21 protein-coding genes and 1 pseudogene are annotated in these 20,657 nt (G+C 66.3%); 7 read left to right on the top strand and 15 right to left on the bottom strand.

What is annotated here, in order from left to right; all coding sequences use genetic code 11:
* Positions 1-38: 38 nt before the first annotated feature.
* The gene (locus tag P73_RS02750) at positions 39-1,067 is read left to right on the top strand and encodes an LLM class flavin-dependent oxidoreductase (protein ID WP_043868347.1); all 1,029 of its coding nucleotides are present in this window, start codon (positions 39-41) and stop codon (positions 1,065-1,067) included.
* A 3-nt stretch (positions 1,068-1,070) separates the two neighbouring features.
* Here P73_RS02750 and zapE read toward each other — a convergent pair whose 3' ends face one another.
* A complete protein-coding gene (zapE, locus tag P73_RS02745; protein WP_043868346.1) occupies positions 1,071-2,150 on the bottom strand; it encodes a cell division protein ZapE in 1,080 nt (359 codons plus the stop codon).
* Positions 2,151-2,261: 111 nt separating this feature from the next.
* On the opposite strand from zapE, the gene P73_RS02740 reads away from it, so the two are divergent.
* The gene (locus tag P73_RS02740; RefSeq protein ID WP_043868345.1) at positions 2,262-3,515 is read left to right on the top strand and encodes an MFS transporter; all 1,254 of its coding nucleotides are present in this window, start codon (positions 2,262-2,264) and stop codon (positions 3,513-3,515) included.
* On the opposite strand, the gene P73_RS02735 is transcribed toward P73_RS02740, so the two are convergent.
* From P73_RS02735 to mbfA, 3 genes are read right to left on the bottom strand one after another with little or no spacing between them, the layout of a single operon-like run.
* On the bottom strand, positions 3,507-4,130 hold the full coding sequence (locus tag P73_RS02735; RefSeq protein ID WP_043868344.1) for an HAD family hydrolase: 624 nt from the start codon (positions 4,128-4,130) through the stop codon (positions 3,507-3,509). The genes P73_RS02740 and P73_RS02735 overlap by 9 nt on opposite strands.
* Positions 4,127-4,585 (bottom strand): YaiI/YqxD family protein, encoded by a 459-nt coding sequence (locus P73_RS02730; RefSeq protein WP_043868343.1) that lies wholly within the window; start codon positions 4,583-4,585, stop codon positions 4,127-4,129. Before P73_RS02730 ends, P73_RS02735 begins: the two co-directional genes overlap by 4 nt.
* Before the next feature lie 33 nt (positions 4,586-4,618).
* Positions 4,619-5,596, bottom strand: a complete 978-nt coding sequence (gene mbfA, locus P73_RS02725) for an iron exporter MbfA (RefSeq protein ID WP_043868342.1) — start codon at positions 5,594-5,596, stop codon at positions 4,619-4,621.
* Positions 5,597-5,860: 264 nt separating this feature from the next.
* Here mbfA and P73_RS02720 point away from each other — a divergent pair, with 264 nt between their 5' ends.
* Together P73_RS02720 and P73_RS24730 are read left to right on the top strand one after the other, a co-directional pair.
* Entirely contained in the window at positions 5,861-6,475 is a 615-nt protein-coding gene (locus P73_RS02720; RefSeq protein WP_043868341.1) for a TetR/AcrR family transcriptional regulator, read from the top strand.
* Entirely contained in the window at positions 6,472-6,774 is a 303-nt protein-coding gene (locus P73_RS24730) for an I78 family peptidase inhibitor (protein WP_043868340.1), read from the top strand. The genes P73_RS02720 and P73_RS24730 overlap by 4 nt, the downstream gene beginning before the upstream one ends.
* Positions 6,775-6,821: 47 nt before the next feature.
* On the opposite strand, the gene P73_RS25885 is transcribed toward P73_RS24730, so the two are convergent.
* A complete protein-coding gene (locus P73_RS25885) occupies positions 6,822-7,262 on the bottom strand; it encodes a c-type cytochrome (RefSeq protein ID WP_043868339.1) in 441 nt (146 codons plus the stop codon).
* A gap of 396 nt (positions 7,263-7,658) precedes the next feature.
* Between P73_RS25885 and P73_RS02705 the strand changes: the two genes are divergently transcribed.
* A complete protein-coding gene (locus tag P73_RS02705) occupies positions 7,659-7,997 on the top strand; it encodes a DUF2794 domain-containing protein (protein WP_043868338.1) in 339 nt (112 codons plus the stop codon).
* On the opposite strand, the gene P73_RS02700 is transcribed toward P73_RS02705, so the two are convergent.
* The 3 genes from P73_RS02700 to P73_RS02690 form a co-directional block, all read right to left on the bottom strand.
* Positions 7,978-8,817 carry a C40 family peptidase gene (locus tag P73_RS02700; protein ID WP_043868337.1) on the bottom strand — a complete coding sequence of 280 codons (840 nt, stop codon included), beginning with the start codon at positions 8,815-8,817 and terminating at the stop codon, positions 7,978-7,980. The genes P73_RS02705 and P73_RS02700 overlap by 20 nt on opposite strands.
* Entirely contained in the window at positions 8,814-10,196 is a 1,383-nt protein-coding gene (locus tag P73_RS02695; protein ID WP_043868336.1) for a leucyl aminopeptidase family protein, read from the bottom strand. The genes P73_RS02700 and P73_RS02695 overlap by 4 nt, the downstream gene beginning before the upstream one ends.
* Positions 10,197-10,304: 108 nt before the next feature.
* On the bottom strand, positions 10,305-10,697 hold the full coding sequence (locus P73_RS02690; protein WP_052453009.1) for a hypothetical protein: 393 nt from the start codon (positions 10,695-10,697) through the stop codon (positions 10,305-10,307).
* 152 nt (positions 10,698-10,849) lie between these two features.
* Here P73_RS02690 and P73_RS02685 point away from each other — a divergent pair, with 152 nt between their 5' ends.
* Positions 10,850-11,497, top strand: a complete 648-nt coding sequence (locus tag P73_RS02685) for a carbonic anhydrase (protein ID WP_043868334.1) — start codon at positions 10,850-10,852, stop codon at positions 11,495-11,497.
* A gap of 3 nt (positions 11,498-11,500) precedes the next feature.
* On the opposite strand, the gene P73_RS02680 is transcribed toward P73_RS02685, so the two are convergent.
* The 3 genes from P73_RS02680 to P73_RS24720 all read right to left on the bottom strand — a co-directional run bounded on the left by P73_RS02680 (position 11,501) and on the right by P73_RS24720 (position 13,412).
* On the bottom strand, positions 11,501-11,782 hold the full coding sequence (locus tag P73_RS02680) for a hypothetical protein (protein ID WP_043868333.1): 282 nt from the start codon (positions 11,780-11,782) through the stop codon (positions 11,501-11,503).
* Positions 11,783-11,810: 28 nt separating this feature from the next.
* On the bottom strand, positions 11,811-12,002 hold the full coding sequence (locus tag P73_RS02675) for a hypothetical protein (RefSeq protein WP_043868332.1): 192 nt from the start codon (positions 12,000-12,002) through the stop codon (positions 11,811-11,813).
* Between the two features lie 451 nt (positions 12,003-12,453).
* A protein-coding gene (locus tag P73_RS24720; protein ID WP_144401203.1) for an IS630 family transposase occupies positions 12,454-13,412 on the bottom strand; the annotation gives its coding sequence in 2 pieces (ribosomal slippage) (positions 12,454-13,068 and positions 13,071-13,412; 957 coding nt in all).
* A 432-nt stretch (positions 13,413-13,844) separates the two neighbouring features.
* On the opposite strand from P73_RS24720, the pseudogene P73_RS26735 reads away from it, so the two are divergent.
* Positions 13,845-14,084: pseudogene (locus tag P73_RS26735) on the top strand (hypothetical protein); the annotation flags it as partial.
* Between the two features lie 331 nt (positions 14,085-14,415).
* Here P73_RS26735 and P73_RS02660 read toward each other — a convergent pair.
* The 4 genes from P73_RS02660 to P73_RS02645 form a co-directional block, all read right to left on the bottom strand.
* Positions 14,416-16,083 carry a DUF4139 domain-containing protein gene (locus P73_RS02660; protein ID WP_052453008.1) on the bottom strand — a complete coding sequence of 556 codons (1,668 nt, stop codon included), beginning with the start codon at positions 16,081-16,083 and terminating at the stop codon, positions 14,416-14,418.
* A gap of 289 nt (positions 16,084-16,372) precedes the next feature.
* Positions 16,373-17,395: an aspartate-semialdehyde dehydrogenase gene (locus P73_RS02655; RefSeq protein ID WP_043868331.1), complete on the bottom strand. Its 1,023-nt coding sequence runs from the start codon at positions 17,393-17,395 to the stop codon at positions 16,373-16,375.
* A gap of 73 nt (positions 17,396-17,468) precedes the next feature.
* Positions 17,469-18,608 carry a capsular polysaccharide export protein, LipB/KpsS family gene (locus P73_RS02650; RefSeq protein ID WP_043868330.1) on the bottom strand — a complete coding sequence of 380 codons (1,140 nt, stop codon included), beginning with the start codon at positions 18,606-18,608 and terminating at the stop codon, positions 17,469-17,471.
* Between the two features lie 25 nt (positions 18,609-18,633).
* The gene (locus tag P73_RS02645) at positions 18,634-20,556 is read right to left on the bottom strand and encodes a polysaccharide biosynthesis protein (protein WP_245629225.1); all 1,923 of its coding nucleotides are present in this window, start codon (positions 20,554-20,556) and stop codon (positions 18,634-18,636) included.
* Between the last annotated feature and the right edge of the window lie 101 nt (positions 20,557-20,657).

The raw sequence follows: 20,657 nt of genomic DNA, 5'->3' as shown, positions 1-20,657 counted from the left end.
ATCTGTGTCTCACAGCATCGGGAGATCGGGAGACAGCCATGGCACTGGAATTCGGCATCGACACCTTCGGCGACGTCACATGGGATGACGAGGGCCGTGACCTGTCGCAGGCACAGGTGATCCGCAACGTCGTCGCGGAGGGCATCCTCGCCGATGAGGTCGGTCTCGACGTCTTCGGCCTCGGCGAACATCACCGCGACGATTTCGCCATCTCCGCGCCCGAGCCGGTGCTCGCGGCCATCGCAGCACAGACGTCGCGCATCCGCCTGACCTCTGCGGTGACAGTGCTCTCCTCCGACGATCCGATCCGCGTCTATCAGCGCTTCTCCACGCTTCAGGCGATCTCAGGCGGGCGCGCGGAAATCACGCTGGGGCGCGGATCCTTCACCGAAAGCTTTCCGCTCTTCGGCCACGACCTGTCGGATTACGAGATGCTGTTCGAGGAAAAGCTCGAAATCATCGCCGCGCTCGTGCAACAGGGCAAGGTGAGCTTCGAGGGCCGGCATCGCAGGGCGCTGAAAAACCAGACCGTCTATCCGCTCCCGGAAACGCCGATCCCGGTCTGGATCGGCGTCGGCGGAAGCCCCGACTCCGTGGTACGTGCCGCCAGCCACAACATGCCCATGGCGCTCGCGATCATCGGCGGCAATCCCGCGCGTTTCAAACCCTATGCCGATCTCTACCGCGAGGTGCGCGAAAAGATGGAGGCCCCCGCCCTGCCCCTCGGCTGCCACTCGCCCGGCCATGTCGCCAGGACGGACAGGGAGGCGCGCGACCGCTTCTTCGAGGGCTACGCGATCATGCACCAGCGGATCGGACGCAGCCGCGGCTGGCCACCGCTCTCGCGCAAGGCCTTCGACCACGAAATCGACCACGGCGCCCTCTATGTCGGCTCGCCCGACACCGTCGCAGAGAAGATCGCCGCGACGGTGCGCGTGCTGGGCCTCGACCGCTTCGACCTGAAATATTCGGCAGGGCCGGTGAGCCATGACGCGATGATGGACACGATCCGCCTTTATGGCGAGGACGTCGTGCCCCGCGTCAGGAACATCCTGGCCAGGGGCTGAGGCTCAGTCCTCGCCCCAGCTCGCGTCCTGCATCTCGCGCAGGCGCGAGGCGGTCCGCTCGAATTCGAACGCACCCGACCCCTCGATATAGAGCCGTTCGGGCGCGTCCACCGCGGTGCAGATCGTGCGCACCTTCGCCTCGTAAAGCGCGTCGATCAGCGTGACGAACCGCTTCGCCTCGTTGAAATTGCTGCGCGTGAGGCGCGGAATGTCCTCGATAATCATGAGCTTCACCGCATCCGCGATGGCAAGATAGTCCCCCGGTCCGAACATCTGCCCGCAGAGATCCCAGAACCGCGCCCGCGCGATCCCGTTGTGAAAGCGGGGCAATACGACGTCGCGCCCCTTCACCCGCAGCGTCAGACTTTCCCGTGCGCCGCCGGTAAGGTCGGTCCAGATGTCGTCGATCGTGGCGCGCACCTCGTCGGTCACCGGATGGAAATAGACCGGCGTCCCGGTCAGTCGCCCCTGCCGGTAATCGACCGGCGAATGCAGGTGATGCACCTCGAGCCGGTCCTTGATCAGCACGATGAAGGGCAGGAAAAGCTGGCGGTTCAGCCCATCCTTGTAGAGGTCGTCAGGCACGCGGTTCGAGGTGGTGACGACCGTCACGCCCCGTGCGAACAGCCCCTCGAACAGCCGTCCCACGATCATCGCGTCGGCGATGTCGGTGATCTGCATCTCATCGAAACAGAGCAGCCGGATATCGGCGGCAATCGTCTCCACCACCGGGCCGATGGCATCGGCGGTCCCGGCCCTGCGCGCCGCCTCGATCCCCGCCTGCACTTCCTGCATGAAGGCATGGAAATGCACCCGCCGCGCCGGAACAGGCGCATGCTCGTAAAACAGGTCCATGAGCATCGACTTGCCCCGTCCGACCCCGCCCCAGAGGTAAAGCCCGCGCACCGCTTCCGGTTTCCGGCGCCCGCCGATGAGCGACAGCAGCCCGGATTTGCCCTTCGGCTGCTGCGCCAGCTCGCGCCGGACGCGCTCGAGCAACGGCAGAACCGCCTCCTGTGCGGGATCGGGGCGCAGGCGCCCCTCGGCCACACGGGCCGCATAGATATCCATGAGCGTTTTCATATGTCTCCCATACTCCGCGCCGGATCATAAGGAAAGGTGATGCGACCCATGCGGATCATTCGATTGACCGACGGGCGCGATTGTCCGAAAGCTGAGCCAAAGGAGACAAAGATGTCCGCCCATCGCACCCCCCTCGTCACACCCGTTCTCGTCGCCGGCTGTATCGTGATCGTCGTGAGCTTCGCGATCCGCGCCTCCTTCGGCGTGTTCCAGATCCCCATCGCGGAGGAGTTCAACTGGCCGCGCGCGGAATTCTCCCTCGCCATCGCGATCCAGAACCTGTTCTGGGGCATCGGCCAGCCGATTTTCGGCGCGCTCGCCGAACGGATCGGAGATCGCAAAGCGATCATCCTCGGCGCGCTCACCTATGCCGCGGGGCTGGTGCTGTCCTCCTTCGCCGTCTCGCCCCTCGCGCATCAATTCTATGAAACGCTCGTCGGCTTCGGCATCGCGGGCACCGGCTTCGGCGTGATCCTCGCCGTGGTGGGGCGCGCCTCCTCCGACGAGAACCGCTCCATGTCGCTCGCCATCGCGACCGCCGCCGGATCCGCGGGCCAGGTCTTCGGCGCGCCGCTGGCGGAATGGCTCCTGAGCTTCATGAGCTGGCAGAACGTGTTCCTCCTCTTTGCCGCCGCCGTGCTCGCAAGCCTCGCCGCGCTGCCGATGATGCGCAGCCCCGCCCCCGCCTCCCGCTCGGAACTCGAGGACAGCCTCGGTCAGATCCTCGGCAAGGCCTTCCGCGACCCCTCCTACACGCTGATCTTCCTCGGCTTCTTCTCCTGCGGCTATCAGCTCGCCTTCATCACCGCGCATTTTCCCGCGCTCGTGACGGAAATGTGCGGCGCCATCGACCCCTCGGGCACGCTCGCCTCGCTCGGCGTCACCTCGACCTCCGCCCTCGGCGCCGTGTCGATCTCCCTCATCGGGCTCGCCAATATCGGCGGCACGCTCCTCGCCGGGTTTCTCGGCAACCGCTTTTCCAAGAAATACCTGCTCGCGGGCATCTATTTCGGGCGCACGCTGGCCGCGGCCCTCTTCATCGCGCTGCCGATCACGCCGACATCGGTGCTGATCTTCTCCGTCGCGATGGGGGCGCTCTGGCTTGCCACCGTGCCGCTGACCTCCGGCCTCGTCGCCCATATCTACGGACTGCGCTACATGGGCACGCTCTACGGGATCGTCTTCTTCTCGCACCAGCTCGGCGCCTTCCTCGGCGTGTGGCTCGGCGGGCGGCTCTACGACATCTATGGCGACTATACCGCCGTCTGGTGGGTCGGGGTGGGCGTCGGTGCATTCTCCGCCATCGTGCACCTGCCGGTGAAGGAAATTCCCCTCGGCAGCCGTGCCGTCCGCGCGCTAGGCTGACGCCTCTTCCGCGCTCAGCAACCCCTCGGCCACGAGCCGCGCCGCCCAGCCGTCCGGCCCCTCGAAAAGATGCGTGCGCCAGCCGCGCGCCTCCGCCGTGGCGATGTTGTCGTGCCGGTCGTCAGTAAACAGCAGCCGCTCCGGCGCGATCCTGCAATCCTTTTCCACCATTTCGAAAATCAGCGGATGCGGCTTCACGCAGCCCATCCGGCCGGAGATATACCGGCGGTCGAATTCGGTGAGAAAGGGATACTGCGTCTCCGCGAATTCGAAACTCTCGATCCCGAAATTGGTAAGGGCGAAAACCGGAACGCCCTTGCTGCGCAGCGCGCGCATGAGCTTGACCGAATGCGGGATCTCCGGCGTCGCCATCTTGATCCAGTCATGATACCACATCAGGATCTCGGCCTCGAAATCGCGGTAGCGCGCGGCGGTCCGCTCGACCGTGATGCGGAAATCGTGCCCCTGGTCGACCAGGTCGTTCATCGCATGCAGGTCGACCGCCTCGAACATCGCCCTGCGCCGTTCGGCACCGATCTGCGTGTCGTAATGGCGTTCCGGCTGCCATTCGATCAGCACGTTGCCGATGTCGAACACCACCGCGTCGATACTCATGTCCTGTCCCTCTTCGCGCCCTGCACCGCCCGCTCCAGCGCATCCAGAAAGCGCGAGCGGTCCGCCTTTGTAAAGCTCTTCCCGCCGCCCTGGCGGAACGGATCCGCCGCCCGCAGGTCATACATCAGATCGCGCATCGCAAGGGCATTGCCGATATTCGCGCGCGTATAGACCTCCCCGTCATGCCGGAGCACCCGCGCGCCGGCCTCCACCGCCTTCGCCGCAAGGGGAATGTCGGCGGTCACCACGACATCGCCCGACCCGGCCCGCTCCGCGATCCACTTGTCCGCCTCGTCCGGGCCATCGGGCACGAACACCATCTCGACAAAGGGATTCTCCGAGGGCCTGAGCCCACCGTTGCACACGAGAAGGCAAGGCACCCGGTGTCGCGTCGCGACCTTTTCCGCCTCGCCCTTCACCGGGCAGGCATCCGCATCGACATAGATCCTGGTCATGCGCCTTCGTCTTTTTGCTGCTCCAAATACTCATCAGCCGCCGCCGATGAGCGCACCCGCAGCGAACACCAGCGCGCCGCCGAAGACAACCTGAAAGGCCGCACGCAAAAAGGGCGTATTCATGTATTTCTTCTGGATCCACGCAATTGCCCAAAGCTCGACGAAGACCACGGCCATCGCGATGAAGGTCGCCGTCCAGAAATGCGGGATGAGATAGGGCAGCGCATGACCAAGGCCGCCGAGCATGGTCATCACGCCCGAGGCGATGCCACGCTTGACCGGCGAGCCGCGCCCGGAGAGTTCGCCGTCGTCGGAGGCCGCCTCGGTGAAGCCCATCGAGATCCCGGCTCCGACCGAGGCCGCGAGCCCCACGAGGAAGGTGGTCCAGGTGTCCTGCGTCGCGAAGGCCGTCGCGAAGATCGGCGCGAGCGTCGAGACCGATCCGTCCATCAGCCCCGCGAGCCCCGGCTGCACCCATGTCAGGACGAATTTCCGATGCGCCGTGCGCGCCTCGTCCCGCCGCGCGTCCTGGCCCAGAAGTCCCGCTTCGAGCTCGCCGGCACGCTTGTCATGCCCCGCCTCGGCCGCCGCGAGACGCCCGAGCAGGGCGCGGGTATCGGCATCGCGCGTGCGGGCCGCGGCCCTGCGGTAGAAATCCTCCGCGCCGCTCTCCATCAGGTGCGCCTCCTCCCGGATACGGTCGAGCGACAGGTTCTCGATCAGCCAGACCGGATTGCGGAGGTAATAGCCGGAGATATGCTCGCGCCGGACGAGCGGGATCATGTCGCCGAAGCGCCGCTTGTGCAGGTCGATGAGCGCCTCGCGGTGCCCGTCCTCCTCCTCGGCCATGGCATCGAAGATCGCCGCGCTGTCGGGAAAATCCGCGCGCAGCTTTGCGGCATATTGGCGGTAGATGCGCGCGTCGTCCTCCTCTGAAGAGATGGCGAGCGCGAGAATTTCCTGTTCATTGAGATCGGAGAAACGGCGGCGGTTTGCGAAACCCGGTATCATGCAGCACCTTAATTTAGAATAGTTCTAAATTATGCCGCCAACTTGCCGCATGCAACCCACGATCCTCGCGACAAAGTGAACCGGACGGTTCAGAATCTCTTGCCCGACTGAACCGGCCGGTTTAGGTTTTCCCGGCGCCTGTCGTGTGGCGCGTATCGGCATCATCCCTGTCGAGCACTGGGCAGGCCCGAGTGGCCTGCCTTTTTTCTTTGGTTGGAGCGGATTGCGCAAGGCTCTATGGTGACGCGACGAAGGGGAGGATCCATGGGTACGGACATCAGGAAGGGGCGCAAGTTCGATCAGGTGATCGACGGCGCCCGCGCGGTCTTCATGCGCGATGGGTATGACGGGGCCTCCGTCGATGACATCGCCCGCGAGGCCGGGGTCTCCAAGGCGACGCTCTACAGTTATTTCCCGGACAAGCGGGTCCTGTTTCTCGAGATCGCCGCACGGGAAACCCGCCGCCAGGCCGACGCCTTCAAAGACAGGGTGGACGAGAGTCAGCCCCCCGATCTGTATCTGCGCTCCGCCGGACGCAAGATCCTCGATTTCCTCCTGTCGGATCTCGGTCAGGCGATGTTTCGCATTGCGGTCGCCGAAAGCGCGCGCTTCCCGGAGGTCGGCCGGCGGTTCTACGAAAACGGCCCCGGCCTCGTGAAGGACCGGCTGTCGCAATATTTCGCCTGTTGCATCGCCCGCGGCGAGCTCGCGATTGACGATATCGAGCTCGCAGCCGAACAATTCGCGGAACTTTGCAAGGCGCGCGCCTTCCCGATCTGCACCTTCCAGTCTCGGTGCGAACTCGACGAAGACGAGCGCCGGAAAATCATCGACGGCGCCGTGGAGATGTTCCTGGCGCGCTATGGAGTCCGCTCATGACCTCGACAATCCGATGCTGTGCCTTCGTCCTCGGCGCTTTCGCGCTTTCCGCCTGTCAGGAGGAGGAGACCGCGCCGGTCCCGGAAACGGAACCGCCGGCCGCCACCGAAGACAGCTGCGGCATGGATCGCGTCGAGGGGATGGTCGGGCAGGACCGCGCGGCTGTGGATGCGCTGGCCCTCGAGGGGCCGGTGCGCATCCTGCCGCCGGGTAGCATGATGACGATGGATCACCGCATCGATCGGCTCAACATCGAGCTCGACGACGCCGGAAAGGTCACCCGCATCTGGTGCGGCTGACGGCGCGCAAGCCCCCGGCCCGCGCGCCATGCCGGCAGGCGGCCAGGTCAGTCCCGGAAATCGTCGTGGCACTGCTTGCAGGTCACGCCGAGCGTGCCCAGAGCGGGCTGAAGGGAGGCCTCATCGGTGACGGTGATGCTCTGCGCCCCGGTGTGAAGCGCCTCCGCCTTGACGACGAAATCGTCCCAATCGGACCACACCGCCGGCAGCGCCTCGCTCTCCGGATCGTCTTCCTGTGCCTCGAACAGGTCGGGGATCTCCGCGGAGACGGTCGCGATGGTTGCGACCGCCGCATTGGCCGCCTCTGCATCGAAGGCCTGATCGCCCTTGGCCATGTCGGACAGCACCTTCATCCCGCCGCCGATCTGAAGCATCGCTTCCTGACGCGCCTTCACCGCCGGGTTCGTGGCCTTGCTCTGCGCAAGCAGGGCCGGGGCGGAACAGATGAGGGCGATGGCGAGCGCGCCCGTGACGTGAAATGACTTCATACGCTTTAACTCCCGTAGAATAAGTGGCTTTTCGCGTGTTCCCCCAGGATCCTCGCATGGTTTTTTCAAAGTCAAATGCACAAATCCGTCAGGACGGGAGGAAAGGCCGGCACTGTGGGAAAACCGCCTCGAAAAAGAAAAGGCCGAAACGGATGCGTCTCGGCCTTCGACAGTTGATGGAGCGGGATCCCGGTGCCGCGAACTGGGTGGGGGCTGTTGAACCGCGACACCGGGATAAAGCGTTCTCGCTCTGAGACGAGTTCTGACCCGACAAGCGGGCCAAATGACGGGACGATCCGGGAAATTCATGGGTTATTTTGTGTCTGAAATCGGGCAGGACGCAGATGTACGGCGAGAGCCCTTGATTTGCACCCGGAATGGCTCCACCTTCAGTCTATGAACGTGCAGGATCCGACGCCCTTTCCCGGACAGAACGACAAGGTCGCCTTCGACCGCCACGAACTCGGTGCCATCATGGGGCTCTATGGCCGGATGGTGGCCGCCGGCGAATGGCGTGACTACGGCATGTCCTTCCTGCGGGACGTCGCCGTCTTCGCCGTCTTCCGCCGCACCGCCGAGCATCCGCTCTACCGGATCGAAAAGCGGCCGAAACTGCGTGGAAAACAGGGGATGTATGCGGTGATCGGCATGGAGGGTCAGGTGCTCAAGCGCGGCTCCGATCTGCGCACCGTCCTGCGGATCTTCGACCGCCAGCTCATCCGCGCCGTGGAGTGATCTCCAGCCGCCGATGCGCGATCACCGGCCCGTCGCCCTGCGCGGCAATCCGGGCAATGGCACGGCCGATCGGCTCATAGGCGACCGCCATATGATGCGCGTTCGCATGCAGCATCACCTCGTCATCCACGCAGATCGCCACATGGCCCTTCCAGAACAGCAGGTCTCCGCGCTGGTAGCTCTCCCCTTCCGCGACCTGCGCGCCGAGCGCCTGTTGCAGATCGCTGTCGCCGGGACAGTCGATGCCACAGGCGAGGAGTGCCGCCTGAACCGTTCCGGAACAGTCGATGCCGAAGGCGGAATTGCCGCCCCAGAGATAGGGCGTGCCGAAAAACAGCTGCGCGACGGTGACAGGATCGGAAAACGGCCGGGCGAGCGGGCGGAGATGGGGCTTCGGCACGAATAGCCCGCCTTCGATCTCCATGAACTTGCGCCGCTCGTCCACCACCCTGACGCGCGACCCAAAGGACAGGCTCGTCACCGCCTCGCTCTTCATATCGTCGGTGGGATAGAGATGGGTGGCGCGGGCCGAAATGAGGTAATCCGGCACGACCTCCGCCCCCAGATCCCGCTCCGCCACATAGCCCACGTAACCGTCCTTGCGCGAAACGCCGAAGGCCCAGCCCGCGCGCCGTTCCAGCACGTCGAAACGATCTCCCCAAAGGAGCTGCCGCTCGCGCGCTCCTCCCGGCGCCGCCCGCAAATCTGCTACCGGGACCGTGACGGTGGCGGGCTCAGGCAGGACGATGCGCTGTCCTTCGCCTGCGAACCCCGCGAGCGCGACACGGGCATTGGCGGGAGTGAGACGGCGGTCGGTCACAGCGCAAGCAACTCCGAAAGCGCATCCAGGATCGCGCGGGCGCCCTGACCCACACCCCCCTTCGGACGCGCCGGCGCGGCGGTCGGGTTCCAGCCGTAGATGTCGAAATGCATGTAGCGCGGCGTCCCGGTCACGAAGCGGCGCAGAAACAGCGCGGCGGTGATGGACCCGGCAAATCCGCCGGAGGGAGCATTGTCGAGATCGGCGATCCCCGGCTCGATCATCTTCTCGTAGGGCTCCCAATAGGGCATTTGCCAGACAGGATCGGCGACCCTCCCTGCGGCGGCCTTCAACGCCGCGGCATCTGCCTCCGTGGTCGCGTAGAAGGGCGCGAGATCGGGACCGACCGCCACCCGCGCCGCGCCGGTGAGCGTGGCCATGGAAATCAGCAGATCGGGCGGCGTCTCGTCGGCAAGCGCCAGCGCATCGGCGAGCACCAGCCGCCCCTCCGCATCGGTGTTGTTGATCTCGACCGTCAGGCCCTTGCGCGAGGTGAGAATGTCCTGCGGACGGAAGGCGGCCCCGGACACGGCATTTTCCACGGCCGGGATCAGCACGCGCAATTGCAGCGGCAGATCGAGCGCCATGATCATCTTTGCGAGGCCGAGCACGGTGGCCGCGCCGCCCATGTCCTTTTTCATCAACCCCATCGACCCGCCCGGCTTGATATTGAGCCCGCCCGTGTCGAAACACACCCCCTTGCCGACGAGCGTCAGCACCGGACCGCGTGCGCCCCAGCGCATGTCGATCAGGCGCGGCGCGCGCGGCGAGGCCCGCCCCACCGCATGGATCATCGGAAAGCCGTCGGAGAGGAGCGCCTCCCCCACGGTCACGGAGATGTCGGCGCCATGCGCCTCCGCGAGCGCGCGCGCGGCAGCTTCCAGTTCCTCCGGTCCCATGTCGTTCGCGGGCGTGTTGATCAGGTCACGAGTCAGCGCCTCGCCCTCTGCGATGGCCACCAGCCGCGCGGCATCGACATGGTCGGGCGCCACGAGCTGCGCTTTCACCGGCGCCGATGCCGCATAGGTGTCGAAGCGATAGCCCGCCAGCAGCCAGCCCAGAAGCTGTTCGTCGAGCGCGTCACCCGTCAGATCGGTCTCGAGTCGGTAGCAGCCGTCCGGCAGCGCGGTACGGACGGCGCCTAGCCCGAAACGGCTGCGCCGGCGGTCCCTGTCGGAACCGAGCCCCGCGAGGGCCGCCTTGACCCCCTCCCCGCCGGGCAGAAGGCAGACTGTGCCAGGCTGCGCCGCAAACCCGCTCGCCCGGACCCAGCGCGCCTCCGCCTGCGGCAGGTCCGACAGGAAGCTCTCGAGCGCGTCGGGCGTGAGAAGATGAAGCGGGATCTGCGCCGCGCTCGCCGCGGCAAAGCAAAGGGACATCGGAGGGGCCTTTCGTGACGGTTCGTGCCAAACCTAACCCATCCCATGCCACCTGCAAGCCGGTTCCCGCAGGCTCGCCTGCCCCGCCCTTGGCCGATCCCCGAATGCTCAGAGCGTCGCGCCCTGGAGATCCCAGACCGCAAGCAGAGAGTTTTCCCCGATCCGCATCAACCGCTCCACACAGGCGGCAAGCGCGGCGCCGTCATCGCCAAGCGCGAGCGCACTCACGTCGCCCGCCACCTGCGCGACGGTCACCATGCCGATCTGCTCCGAAATCGCGATCATCGACCGGGCGGCGCGCTGCATCTCGTCGAACTGCGCCTTCCTGAAACACGTCTCCACCCTGGCCAGCCGCACGGCCAGCTCCTCCATCGCGCGGGAGATGACCCCCTCCGCCCCCGCGGGTCCGAGCTGACCGTAAAGCTGGTCGAGCCGGTCCCTGTCGAGCTGTACGGCACCCTCCGGCCGCAGTTTCGCCACCACCATCGTCTCACCCGTCATCCTGAAGCACCCCCACGCGCTATGCAGGAAGTTTGCAACAGGCCGCTGAACAAAGGGTTTAATGCAAAGCGGATTCTCTCTCGAATTCCGCGAAAACTCTCACTACATTCGCCCGAAAATTCCGCCGAAGTCTGAAAGAGAGTTTCGCCTCGATGAAATATGCAAAACCGCTCCCGACCTACATGGTGCAACGCTATCACGGCTGGAAAGCAACGACATTCACGGAAAACAAGGCCTGGTACAAACGCCTTGCCGAGGAAGGACAGCGTCCCCGCGCCTTCATCATCTCCTGCTGCGACTCGCGTGTGCATGTCACCTCCATCTTCGGCGCGGACGAAGGCGAATTCTTCATCCATCGCAACATCGCGAACCTCGTGCCGCCCTTCACCGATGACGGCGACCACCACGGCACCTCCGCGGCGATCGAATATGCGGTCACCGCGCTCAAGGTCGCGCATCTCGTCGTCCTCGGCCATTCCAACTGCGGTGGCGTACAGGGCTGTTACGACATGTGCTCCGGCCATGCGCCCGAACTCGAACAGAAATCCTCCTTCGTCGGGCGCTGGATGGACATCCTTCGCCCTGGCTACGAGCGCGTCCTCGAGGTGCCCGAGTCCGACCGCAAGCGCGCACTCGAAAAGGAATCCGTCCTCATCTCGCTCGAAAACCTGATGACCTTCCCATTCGTGCGCGAGGCGGTGGAGGAGGGCAACCTGACGCTGCACGGGCTATGGACCGATATCGGCAACGGCGACCTGCACCAGTACGACAACGGCTCGCGCAGCTTCGTCCAGGTCTGAGCGTCAGGCGGCCTTGTCCAGAACCCTGGACACCACGAGATCTTCTGTCAGAAGGAGCGGGCCGTTCGCCGCGGGTTCCGGCAGGTCCCGCACGGCACTCCCCGTCACGGAGGCGGAGCGCAGGAACATCGGCTTGTTCACCTGGGCGATAAGCTCGCGCGGTGCGATGGCCGGGCGCGCCGGCGCGTCGTCCATGCCTTCTGGAAAGAACATCACGGCCCCGCTCCTGTGCAGGTCGAGCGCGGCGATGCGGCCCTCGCGGGCCTTGGCGAAATAGTCGATCATGGTCTGGTCCTTTCGTGACTGCGCGACCTCAGGCTGCGAAGGCGAGGCGGGCGCCGAGATCCGGACGGAAATCGGGCGCGGGATGCCGGCCACCGATCAGCACCACATTGGAGCGGCGCGCCGCGCGGGTGAGGTTGTGATTGGCGGGACGGTCCACGCCGGACGGGATCGCACCCAGGGTGCCGGCATTCAGGCCATCGCACGTCGTCAGATTGATCATGGTTCCATCCTCTCTGTTTGTTGGGGGATGGGAGCACAGGGGCTTTGGCGTGGGTATCGTGGCGTGAGAACAATTTGAACTATCGTGCCGGATAGGTCCCCGCGGGAAAACGGAAGCCATGTGATTTCAATGGCTTGACGGCCGAAACCGGAGCGTTGCGGCGAAAATTAAAATTCGGTCCATCCGCGGGAGCGCGGTTAACGGCCGTTCATACCGGCGTCGGATTTCTGTCGGACTTCCGTCGGCCTTGCGTCGGCTTTCGGGCAGGATTGCGGCACCGCGGGGCAGGGCCGAATCGCCCCTCGCCGCAGCGCCTCCGGGCGCGCGCAGGCGGCCTCACCGACCTGCTTGAAGCCCTTTGTCGGAAACCTGAATCGCGGGAATTCCGATGAAGGTCGCAGTGTCATATCAACGCCATTGCCGTCGACGCTTCGGATAAAGCGTTTCGGCTTTAACCCGAGACATATCCAGCAGCCTTGAAGTAGTTCCAGCACTCTGTTGGGTCGTAGAGCTCGCAGATTGCGCCGATGGCGTCGAAGACTTCGGTGAAGGTTCTGGCGCCGATCTTTCGAAGGTGAGCTTTCAGTTTGGAGAATGCTTGCTCGATGGGATTGAGATCCGGCGAGTAAGGCGGGAGGTACAGAAACCAGCAGCCGTGGTCGTGCAAGGCCTGAGCCGCCTCCTTGTTCCGATGGGTCGCCAGATTGTCCAGGATGACAACGGTGCCGGGGGCGATCTCCGGGACAAGCACTTCTCGGATGTAGACGGCAAAGGCGGGGCCATCCATGGCACCCTTGATGACCCATGGTGCGATCAAAGCATCCGAGGCCAGCCCGGCGATCAGCGTTTGGGTTCCCCAACTGCCAAACGGTGCATCCATGGTCAGGCGATGACCCCGCTTGGCCCGGCCACGCAGACGGGTCAGGTTGGTCTTCACTGCCGTTTCATCAATAAAGACAACGCGTTCGGGAAAGGCCGCAATGGCAGGCAGCCGATGCTTGAACCACTCAGTCCGCTGCTGTCTTACCTTGGCGCGACCGCGCTCGGTGGCGACCAGCGACTTTTTTTGTATGTGAAACCGAGCCGGGACAGCAGGTTGGCGATGGAAGAATGATGCACCCGCACGCCTGCCGCGGCCGCCAGCGCGTCGCGCAACTCAAAGAGCGTGATGTCGGGGTCTTGCGCGACCAGTTCCTTCAGGAAAGCCTGATGCGCTGCCAGCTTTCCCCGACCACGTGGCGGGCCTTGCGGTGCGGGCTCCGCATGGCCCTTGGTCCGAACCTGACGCGCCCACCGCGCGCCTGTCGCCGCAGACACTTTCAGGCGCAACGCCGCCGCCCGCCCGCTTAACCCTTCCTCAATATACTCCTGAAACCGCGCCCGAAGCGCATTCGGCAAAGGTGCTGACATGATCCATCCTCCCAAACAGGATGAATCACATCAGCCACCTCAAGGAAACCCCCGCCGATTCAAATTCAAGCCGAAACGCTTTAGGGTTCCAGAGGAACTTTGAGAAAGGCCTGAGCGGGCGGGCCGCGGCGGCGCGACTGAGGGAGACGTCTGCGACCGGAGCAAGGTGGGCGTGTCACATGAGGCCATGCCGAACCGGCGGTCCGGGGGCGGCCGCCTGGAACCGGCACGCCGGCCCCCATCGGGCCTTCCTTGGAGAACCGGTCGCTCACGCTCTACAAACTGCGCAAGGTGCTCGCCGAGGCGGAGGACGTGAAGGTCCACCACGCGTCCATTGCCAGGCTGCTGCCCCGTCTCCGCGTCACCTGCAAAAAAGTCGCCCTCGCCACCGGACGCCTCCGCGCCGGCGTGAGGCAACAGCGTGCGGACTGGATGACGCGCCGCGTCCCCGCCATGCAGACGCCGATGGCGGGTCTGACGGCGGACGCGCTGATTGCGCTCTGGGGGATCAAGGGCGAGACGGCCTTCGCCGCCTGCGGTCGCGAGGGGCCGGTGCCGGAGATCGCGCCGGGCACAGGCGTCGCGCTCGACGACCTGACCACGCACCGCAACACCGGGGCCGCCCGCGCGTTGAGGGAGCACGGCTGCCGGTTTCTCTACCTGCCGCCCTGCTCGCCGGAGCCTGATCCCATCGAACTGGCCGTCTCAAGGCTCAAGGCCCATCTCCGACGGACCGGCGCTGTGATCTTTACGACCCGCAGGCGTGCGGGAACGACTTCACGGCTGCCGAATGGGGTAATGGCCAAGCGCTCGAGGAGACTCAGCGGGAGGAGCGCTGCCGAGCACGCTCGGAGGCGACCATGGCACCAAACGCGCGCCGGGCTCTCCGGCTGGCGCCGCCGGGCGCACGCACGAGGCGCGACGCGGGGCTTCGGTTCAAAAGCGCCCGGTCAGTCGCTTCGGGGGGCGCGCACAGGCGGCGCCGGAGATAGGTGCGGCGAGGTTACTGCAACCATTTCCCCTCGGGCCAGCGCAGCCGCTCCTCGAGCGAGATCTCCCGCGTTTCCCCCGGCGCGAGGTCGAAGGTCCAGGACAGCACACCCCGCCGGTCCTCGAGATCGGTCGTGCCGGGCATGGGGTCCGCGCTCCAGCCGATCTTCAGGTCCTCCTGCTCGCTGACGGAGACGCGGTCGATCACCTCGACGGGCCAGGCGCGGGAGGTGAAATTCTCCACCTCGATCCGCCATGCGGAGGTTTCCTCGGTCGAGCGGGAGATCACACCCCGGTCCCCCTCGTTGCGGTCGAGGACGATCCGTTCGACCCGGATGCCGTCCATAGCGCCGAAGGAGAGGTCGGTTTCCGCGCCGTCCACGAGGGTCTCCAGCATCGTCTGGCCAAGGCTCACCCCGTCGCGGATCAGCCGTACCGGCCCCGGCACGAGCGTTTCGCCGCTGTCGTTCGTGAATGTCGCCATGAGGTAGCCGGTCGTCTCGTAGAGCGGCACCGCACGGACCACCAGTTCGGGAGAGACCGGCAGTTCGGCGAGGCTGAACTCCGTCGCGCCCTCCTGCGAATAGAGCGTGGCGGGCTCGGGATAGGCATAGCTCTGGTTGAGCCCCGTCACCTGGACCTGTGCCGGGCGTGCCTGTAGGGAGGCCGCCCCGGCCATGGCGGAGGGCGCGTATTCCGCGACGGAATCCTTTGCCGCGCGCAGGTTCGGCTCCGGCATCGGCACGGGGTCGAAGATGCGGCGGATCCATGGATGCACCTCCGCCGGGTCGGACCGCCGCGCGGGATCGTCCGTGGCGAAGGTGAGGGAGGCGCCGATCCAGGCCTCTCCGGTGGTCTGGCTCGCCTGGATGCCCCGCGTCAGCACCATCTCGCCGCTCCCGCTGTCGAGATCGGCGGTGTAGACCGGCTGCCAGAAGGCATCGTCCACCATGTAGGAGAGAGCCACGGCAATCTCTCCGGCCTCCTCCACATCGAGCGTGAGCGTCACCGCAAGCCGGTCCTGCTGCGCACCGGACAGACGCTCGAGATCCGCGCGCGCCGCGGCGAGGTCTTCCTTCAGCACATCGAGATCGTCCTCGGCCTCCCCGGCGCGGGCGTTGGCCTCCGCCGCTGCCTGACGCGCCTCGAGGGATTGCGCGCGAATGAGGCGGGCCCGTTCGATCACGGCCTCCGCACCGGCATCGTCCCCCGCGCCGAGCCGCGAGAGATAGGCGAGCGTGTCTTCCGCGGCCTGCGCCTCGAGCCGGATCGCGGCCACGTCCCGTTCCGCGCCGCGCAACTGCGCCTCGAGCTCCTCGACCCGCGCGAAGGCGGCATCGACCTCCGGCACGCCGCGCCGGCTCGCCTCGCGCGCGGGAACCGTGGTGTAGCCGATCGGGCCGAGGGTCGCCCCGGTCACCTCGACCTTGAGCGTCGAGAGGATGCGATCGGGCGCGCCATCCACGGGAATGTCCTCGAAGGTGAGCTCGTGCCTGCCGGGCGCGAGGGTGACCCGCGCATCGCGGGTGATCGCCGCAGCGGAGGGATAGAGGGTGACCTCTTCGACGGTGCTGCGCGCCGTGATCTCGTCGGCGCCGGCAAGGCCGGGGACGAGGGCGGCAAAGGACATCAGGGCGATGCGCGATGTTGCGCTCCGGGCGGGGCGTGGCGGTATGAACATGGTTTCCTCCTTCTGCTCGCGGGAGAAGGTCCGACGGCGCCGGGCCGGAGGCAAGTCATTTTCTCGCGACGGAGCGCAAGGCCTTCCGTGATCGCGGGGCGGCGGAACACGCCGTGTCCTCAGGAGCTTGCGCACTGCGCCCGCGGGGCGATCCATCGTGACGGAGGCGCGGGAGCGCCCGCCCCGGTCCCGGCCGGGCGGCACGCGGAAAGACCGGGGAGGCGCGGCCACGAAAAAGGGCGCCCTCGGGCGCCCCTCCGCTGGCAGTCACAGGGCGTTCCGGCCCTGCTCAGCCCTTCCTGAGCACGCGGCGGCCCAGAAGTTCGGCGATCTGCACCGCGTTCAGCGCCGCGCCCTTGCGCAGGTTGTCGGAGACGCACCACAGGTTGATCCCGTTCTCCACCGTCACGTCCTGACGGATGCGGGAGATGAAGGTCGCGAAATCGCCGACGCATTCCACCGGCGTGACGTAGCCGCCATCCTCGCGCTTGTCGACGACGAGGATTCCCGGCGCCTCGCGCAGGATGTCACGGGCCTCGTCCTCGTCGAGGAAGTCCTCGAATTCGATATTGATCGATTCCGAATGGCCGACGAAGACCGGCACGCGCACGCAGGTCGCGGTGACCTTGATCGCCGGATCGACGATCTTCTTCGTCTCCGTGATCATCTTCCACTCTTCCTTGGTGTCGCCGCTGTCCATGAAGACGTCGATATGCGGGATCACGTTGAAGGCGATCTGTTTGGTGAACTTCGTCGGATCGACCTCTTGGCCGGGGACATACATGCCCTTGGTCTGGTCCCAGAGCTCGTCGATCCCCGCCTTGCCCGCGCCAGAGACGGACTGGTAGGTGGAGACCACGACGCGCTTGATCTTCGCCCGGTCGTGCAGCGGCTTCAGCGCCACGACCATCTGCGCGGTCGAGCAGTTCGGGTTCGCGATGATGTTCTTCTTCGCATAGCCCTCGATCGCGTCGGGGTTCACCTCCGGCACGATCAGCGGGACGTCCGGGTCGTAGCGGTAGAGCGAGGAGTTGTCGATCACGACACAGCCCGCCGCCGCCGCTTTCGGCGCGTATTTCTTCGTCGCTTCGGAACCGACGGCGAAGAGCGCCATGTCCCAGCCGGTGAAATCGAACGTGTCGAGATCCTTGGTGGTCAGGGTCTTGTCGCCGAAGCTCACTTCCGTGCCGAGAGACTTGCGCGACGCGAGCGCCGCGATCTCGTCGACGGGAAACTCGCGCTCGGCGAGGATGTTCAGCATTTCGCGGCCCACATTGCCCGTGGCGCCCGCGACGACGACCTTATAGCCCATTTGGGTCTCCTCATCAGTCCAGGGTGACTGGCGCGGAGCCTTACAAGAAAGGGGGTGCGGATGAAAGGGGGGATTAGGCCAGCGCGGCCCGTTTCGCGGCCAGAATGCGGGATTTCGCGGCCTTCGGGTCGATTTCGACCCGTCCGTCGGCGTCCTCGGATATGCGCGGAAAATGGATCTCGTCAAGGTAGTTCATGAACGCCGCCCGGAGCGCGGGGTCGAAGGACAGCGTCTCCACCTCCGCCATGGCCGCGTCGAGGGCGGGCTGGTCCCCGGCCGGGCGCACGAGGCCGGGAAGGGCGAAATAGGCCTCGCCCAGCACGATCACCGGCTTGTCGTGGAAGAAGCTTTGCAACCCGACGGAGGAATTGATCGTGATCACGCCCCGGCTCGCGCGCACCTGCGCGAAGGTGTCCGTCCGGTTGTCTACCACGATCCGCCCCTGCGCGGCCTCCAGCGCGCGCGCCAGCGGCCCGGCGAGCGAGGTCTTCGCGGAGGGATGTTCCTTGACCCGGATGTGCCAGCCCTCCGGCAGGTGGGCAGACGCGCGCGCCAGGGCGTCGAGCATGCCCTCGACCGAACGCACCCAGCCCGCGAAAAGGGTGATCTGGCTGTCGTTGGGCACCTGCAACGGGACGAAGAGGAAGTTTTCCGCCCCGAGCGTGGTCGTTTCCGCCTGTCCGACATCGCTGCGCCGCGAGGCGCGCGCGGTGAGTGCGGCGCCCATCGCGCGCCAGCCCTCGCCCTGCCGGTCCGCCCGTCCCGCCGCCCAGGCGGTGAAGAAGCCGGGGTCGCGCGGCACCGAGCCCGCGGCATTGACGCCCGCGGGGTCGAGCTGCATCCGGCCGGGAAAGGGCGCGAGTTCGGCAAAGAGCGTTCCCGCGCCGGCGTCACGCGCGCCCTCCATGAAGGCGCGGCGCGACCCGGTCAGGCCATTCCAGCACATCGCGACCGCGCCGGGATGGCACGAGAAGAAGCGGCGCGACCAGTTGTATTGCGCCCGGATCAGGTGGTATTTCAGCGCCCGGCCGACCGCGCCCTTCGGCTGGCGTTTCGCCACAGCGAGCGCGGCGCGTGCCCGCGCGGCGCTCTGCGGGAAGTCGCGGAAGGACAGGCCGATGAGAGGCAGCGCGCGCACCCGCTCCTCGCCGCGGACGACCGAGGCGAAGAAGCTGTCCTTCCGTCCGGACCATTCCCTGAGATAGACGATCATGGCGACGTGCCTCCCGATGAGAGTGTCATAGGTCAGGTTGCCGCGGCGATCCAGCCCCGGTGACACGCCGGGGCGACACGCGCGGCCCGCGGGGCCCCGGATCCGACGCGCTCCGGTTCTTGCGCGGGAGCTGGCCGGCGGCGTAACCCTCCACCCGCTCCCGCGCGATCGCGCGCAGCTTTTCGGGATTGGACGTCTCGATCGCCTGCTGCACCTCGCGCAGGATCGCGGCCACCTCGAACTCGCTCAGCATCGCCTCCTCCGCGCGCAGGATCTTCGGATGCGGCGTCCGGCGCAGACTGCCGGCATCGACGAAAAGCTCCTCGTGGAGCTTTTCCCCCGGTCTCAGGCCGGTGACCCGGATCTCGATATCGCCAAGGCCAGTCGCGGGATCCTTCACCCGGCGCCCGGACAGGTGGATGAGCCGCCTCGCGAGATCCATCACCCTCTGCGGCCTGCCCATGTCGAGAACGAAGACATCGCCGCCCTCGGCATAGGCTCCGGCCAGAAGCACGAGGCGCGAGGCCTCGGACACGGTCATGAAATAGCGGCAGATCTCGGGATGGGTGACGGTGACCGGCCCACCCGCGCGGATCTGCTCCTGAAAGAGCGGCAGGACGGAGCCCGAGGAGCCGAGCACGTTCCCGAAGCGCACCATGGCGAATTTCGTCCGTGGCGCGCGGGTCTGGAGATCCTGCACGATCAGCTCCGCAAGGCGTTTCGTGGCGCCCATGACGCTCGTCGGGCGAACGGCCTTGTCGGTGGAGACGAGGATGAACCGTTCGAGCCCCGCCTCGACCGCTGCATCCGCGATCACCCTGGTGCCGAGGACATTGTTGCGCGCGCCCTCGAGCTCGTTGGCCTCGACCATCGGCACATGCTTGTAGGCGGCCGCGTGCAGGACGATCTCCACGCCCTGTCCGGCGATCACGTCCCGCACCCGCACCGGATCCGCGACGGAGCCGAGGCAGGTGGCAAGCGCCACCCCGTGCCCGGCGGCACGTTCTCGCAATTCGAGGTCGATGCGATAGAGATTGTATTCGCTCTGCTCGAACAGCACGATCTTTGCCGGGCCGCATTCTACGAGCTGCCGGCACAGCTCCGACCCGATGGAGCCGCCCGCGCCGGTGACCATGACGACCCGTCCGGCATAGCTTTGCGCGACTTCCGGCGTCTCGAGATCCACCTTTTCGCGACCAAGGATGTCATGCGCCTCCACCGGGCCGGGACGCACCCGCCCGCCCTGCGCCAGAAGCTCGAGGGAGGAGGGCAGGATCCGCACCTCGATCTCCGCGCGCCGGCACATCTCCACGAGCGTCCGCTGCCGTGTCCGCGCGTCGTCTGGCAGGGCAATGATCAGCCTGTCGATTCCGTGCCGGTAGAGATCCCCGACCAGGTCCTTCGGCGACCAGACCGGCAGCCCGCCGATATCCATCCCCTGCATCGTGGGATTGTCGTCGAAGAAGGCCACGGGGCGCACGTCGGAGGACTGGCTGAGCGAGGAGGCGAGCTGCACCCCCGCCGGCCCCGCGCCGAAGATGGCGACCGGCTCCCGGCTGCGCTGTCGCTCGCGCAGCCTCGTAAGCGCCGCAATGGCCAGAAGCCGCGCCCCGACAAGGCCGGAAAACGCGACGATGCCAAAGGCGGTAGCAAGCGCAAGGGCACGCGGCACATCGAGGAGGAGCGCCACCCCGAGCAGCCCGAAACTGCACGCCAGAGCCGCCCGCGCCAGCCTGTCGAGGTCGCGGGCATTCAGCATCACGAGCCGGATCCGGTTGAGCCGCAGGCCGAGGGAGATGCCCGGCCCGGCGATCCCGACCATCGGATAGAGCCACACGAAGGGCGCCGCGCGCAGACCCGGCTCACCGGGATGCAACACAAGCCCGGAGACCGTGAGCGCCGTCAGGAAGACAAGGAGATCGGCGAGAAGCGGGACACTTCTGACCACTTGGACAGGCAGGGCCGTCAGCCCCGAAATCAAAACTTTCCGGTACACACGACGCCTCGCGTTGCAGTTGCGTGTACCCCATCACCTTGGCGACCAGTCTG

The organism is Celeribacter indicus, assembly GCF_000819565.1.
Classification (GTDB): Bacteria; Pseudomonadota; Alphaproteobacteria; order Rhodobacterales; family Rhodobacteraceae; genus Celeribacter; species Celeribacter indicus.
The sequence above is the reverse complement of the archived record's forward strand: the minus strand, read 5'-3'. Positions and strand labels throughout refer to the sequence as shown.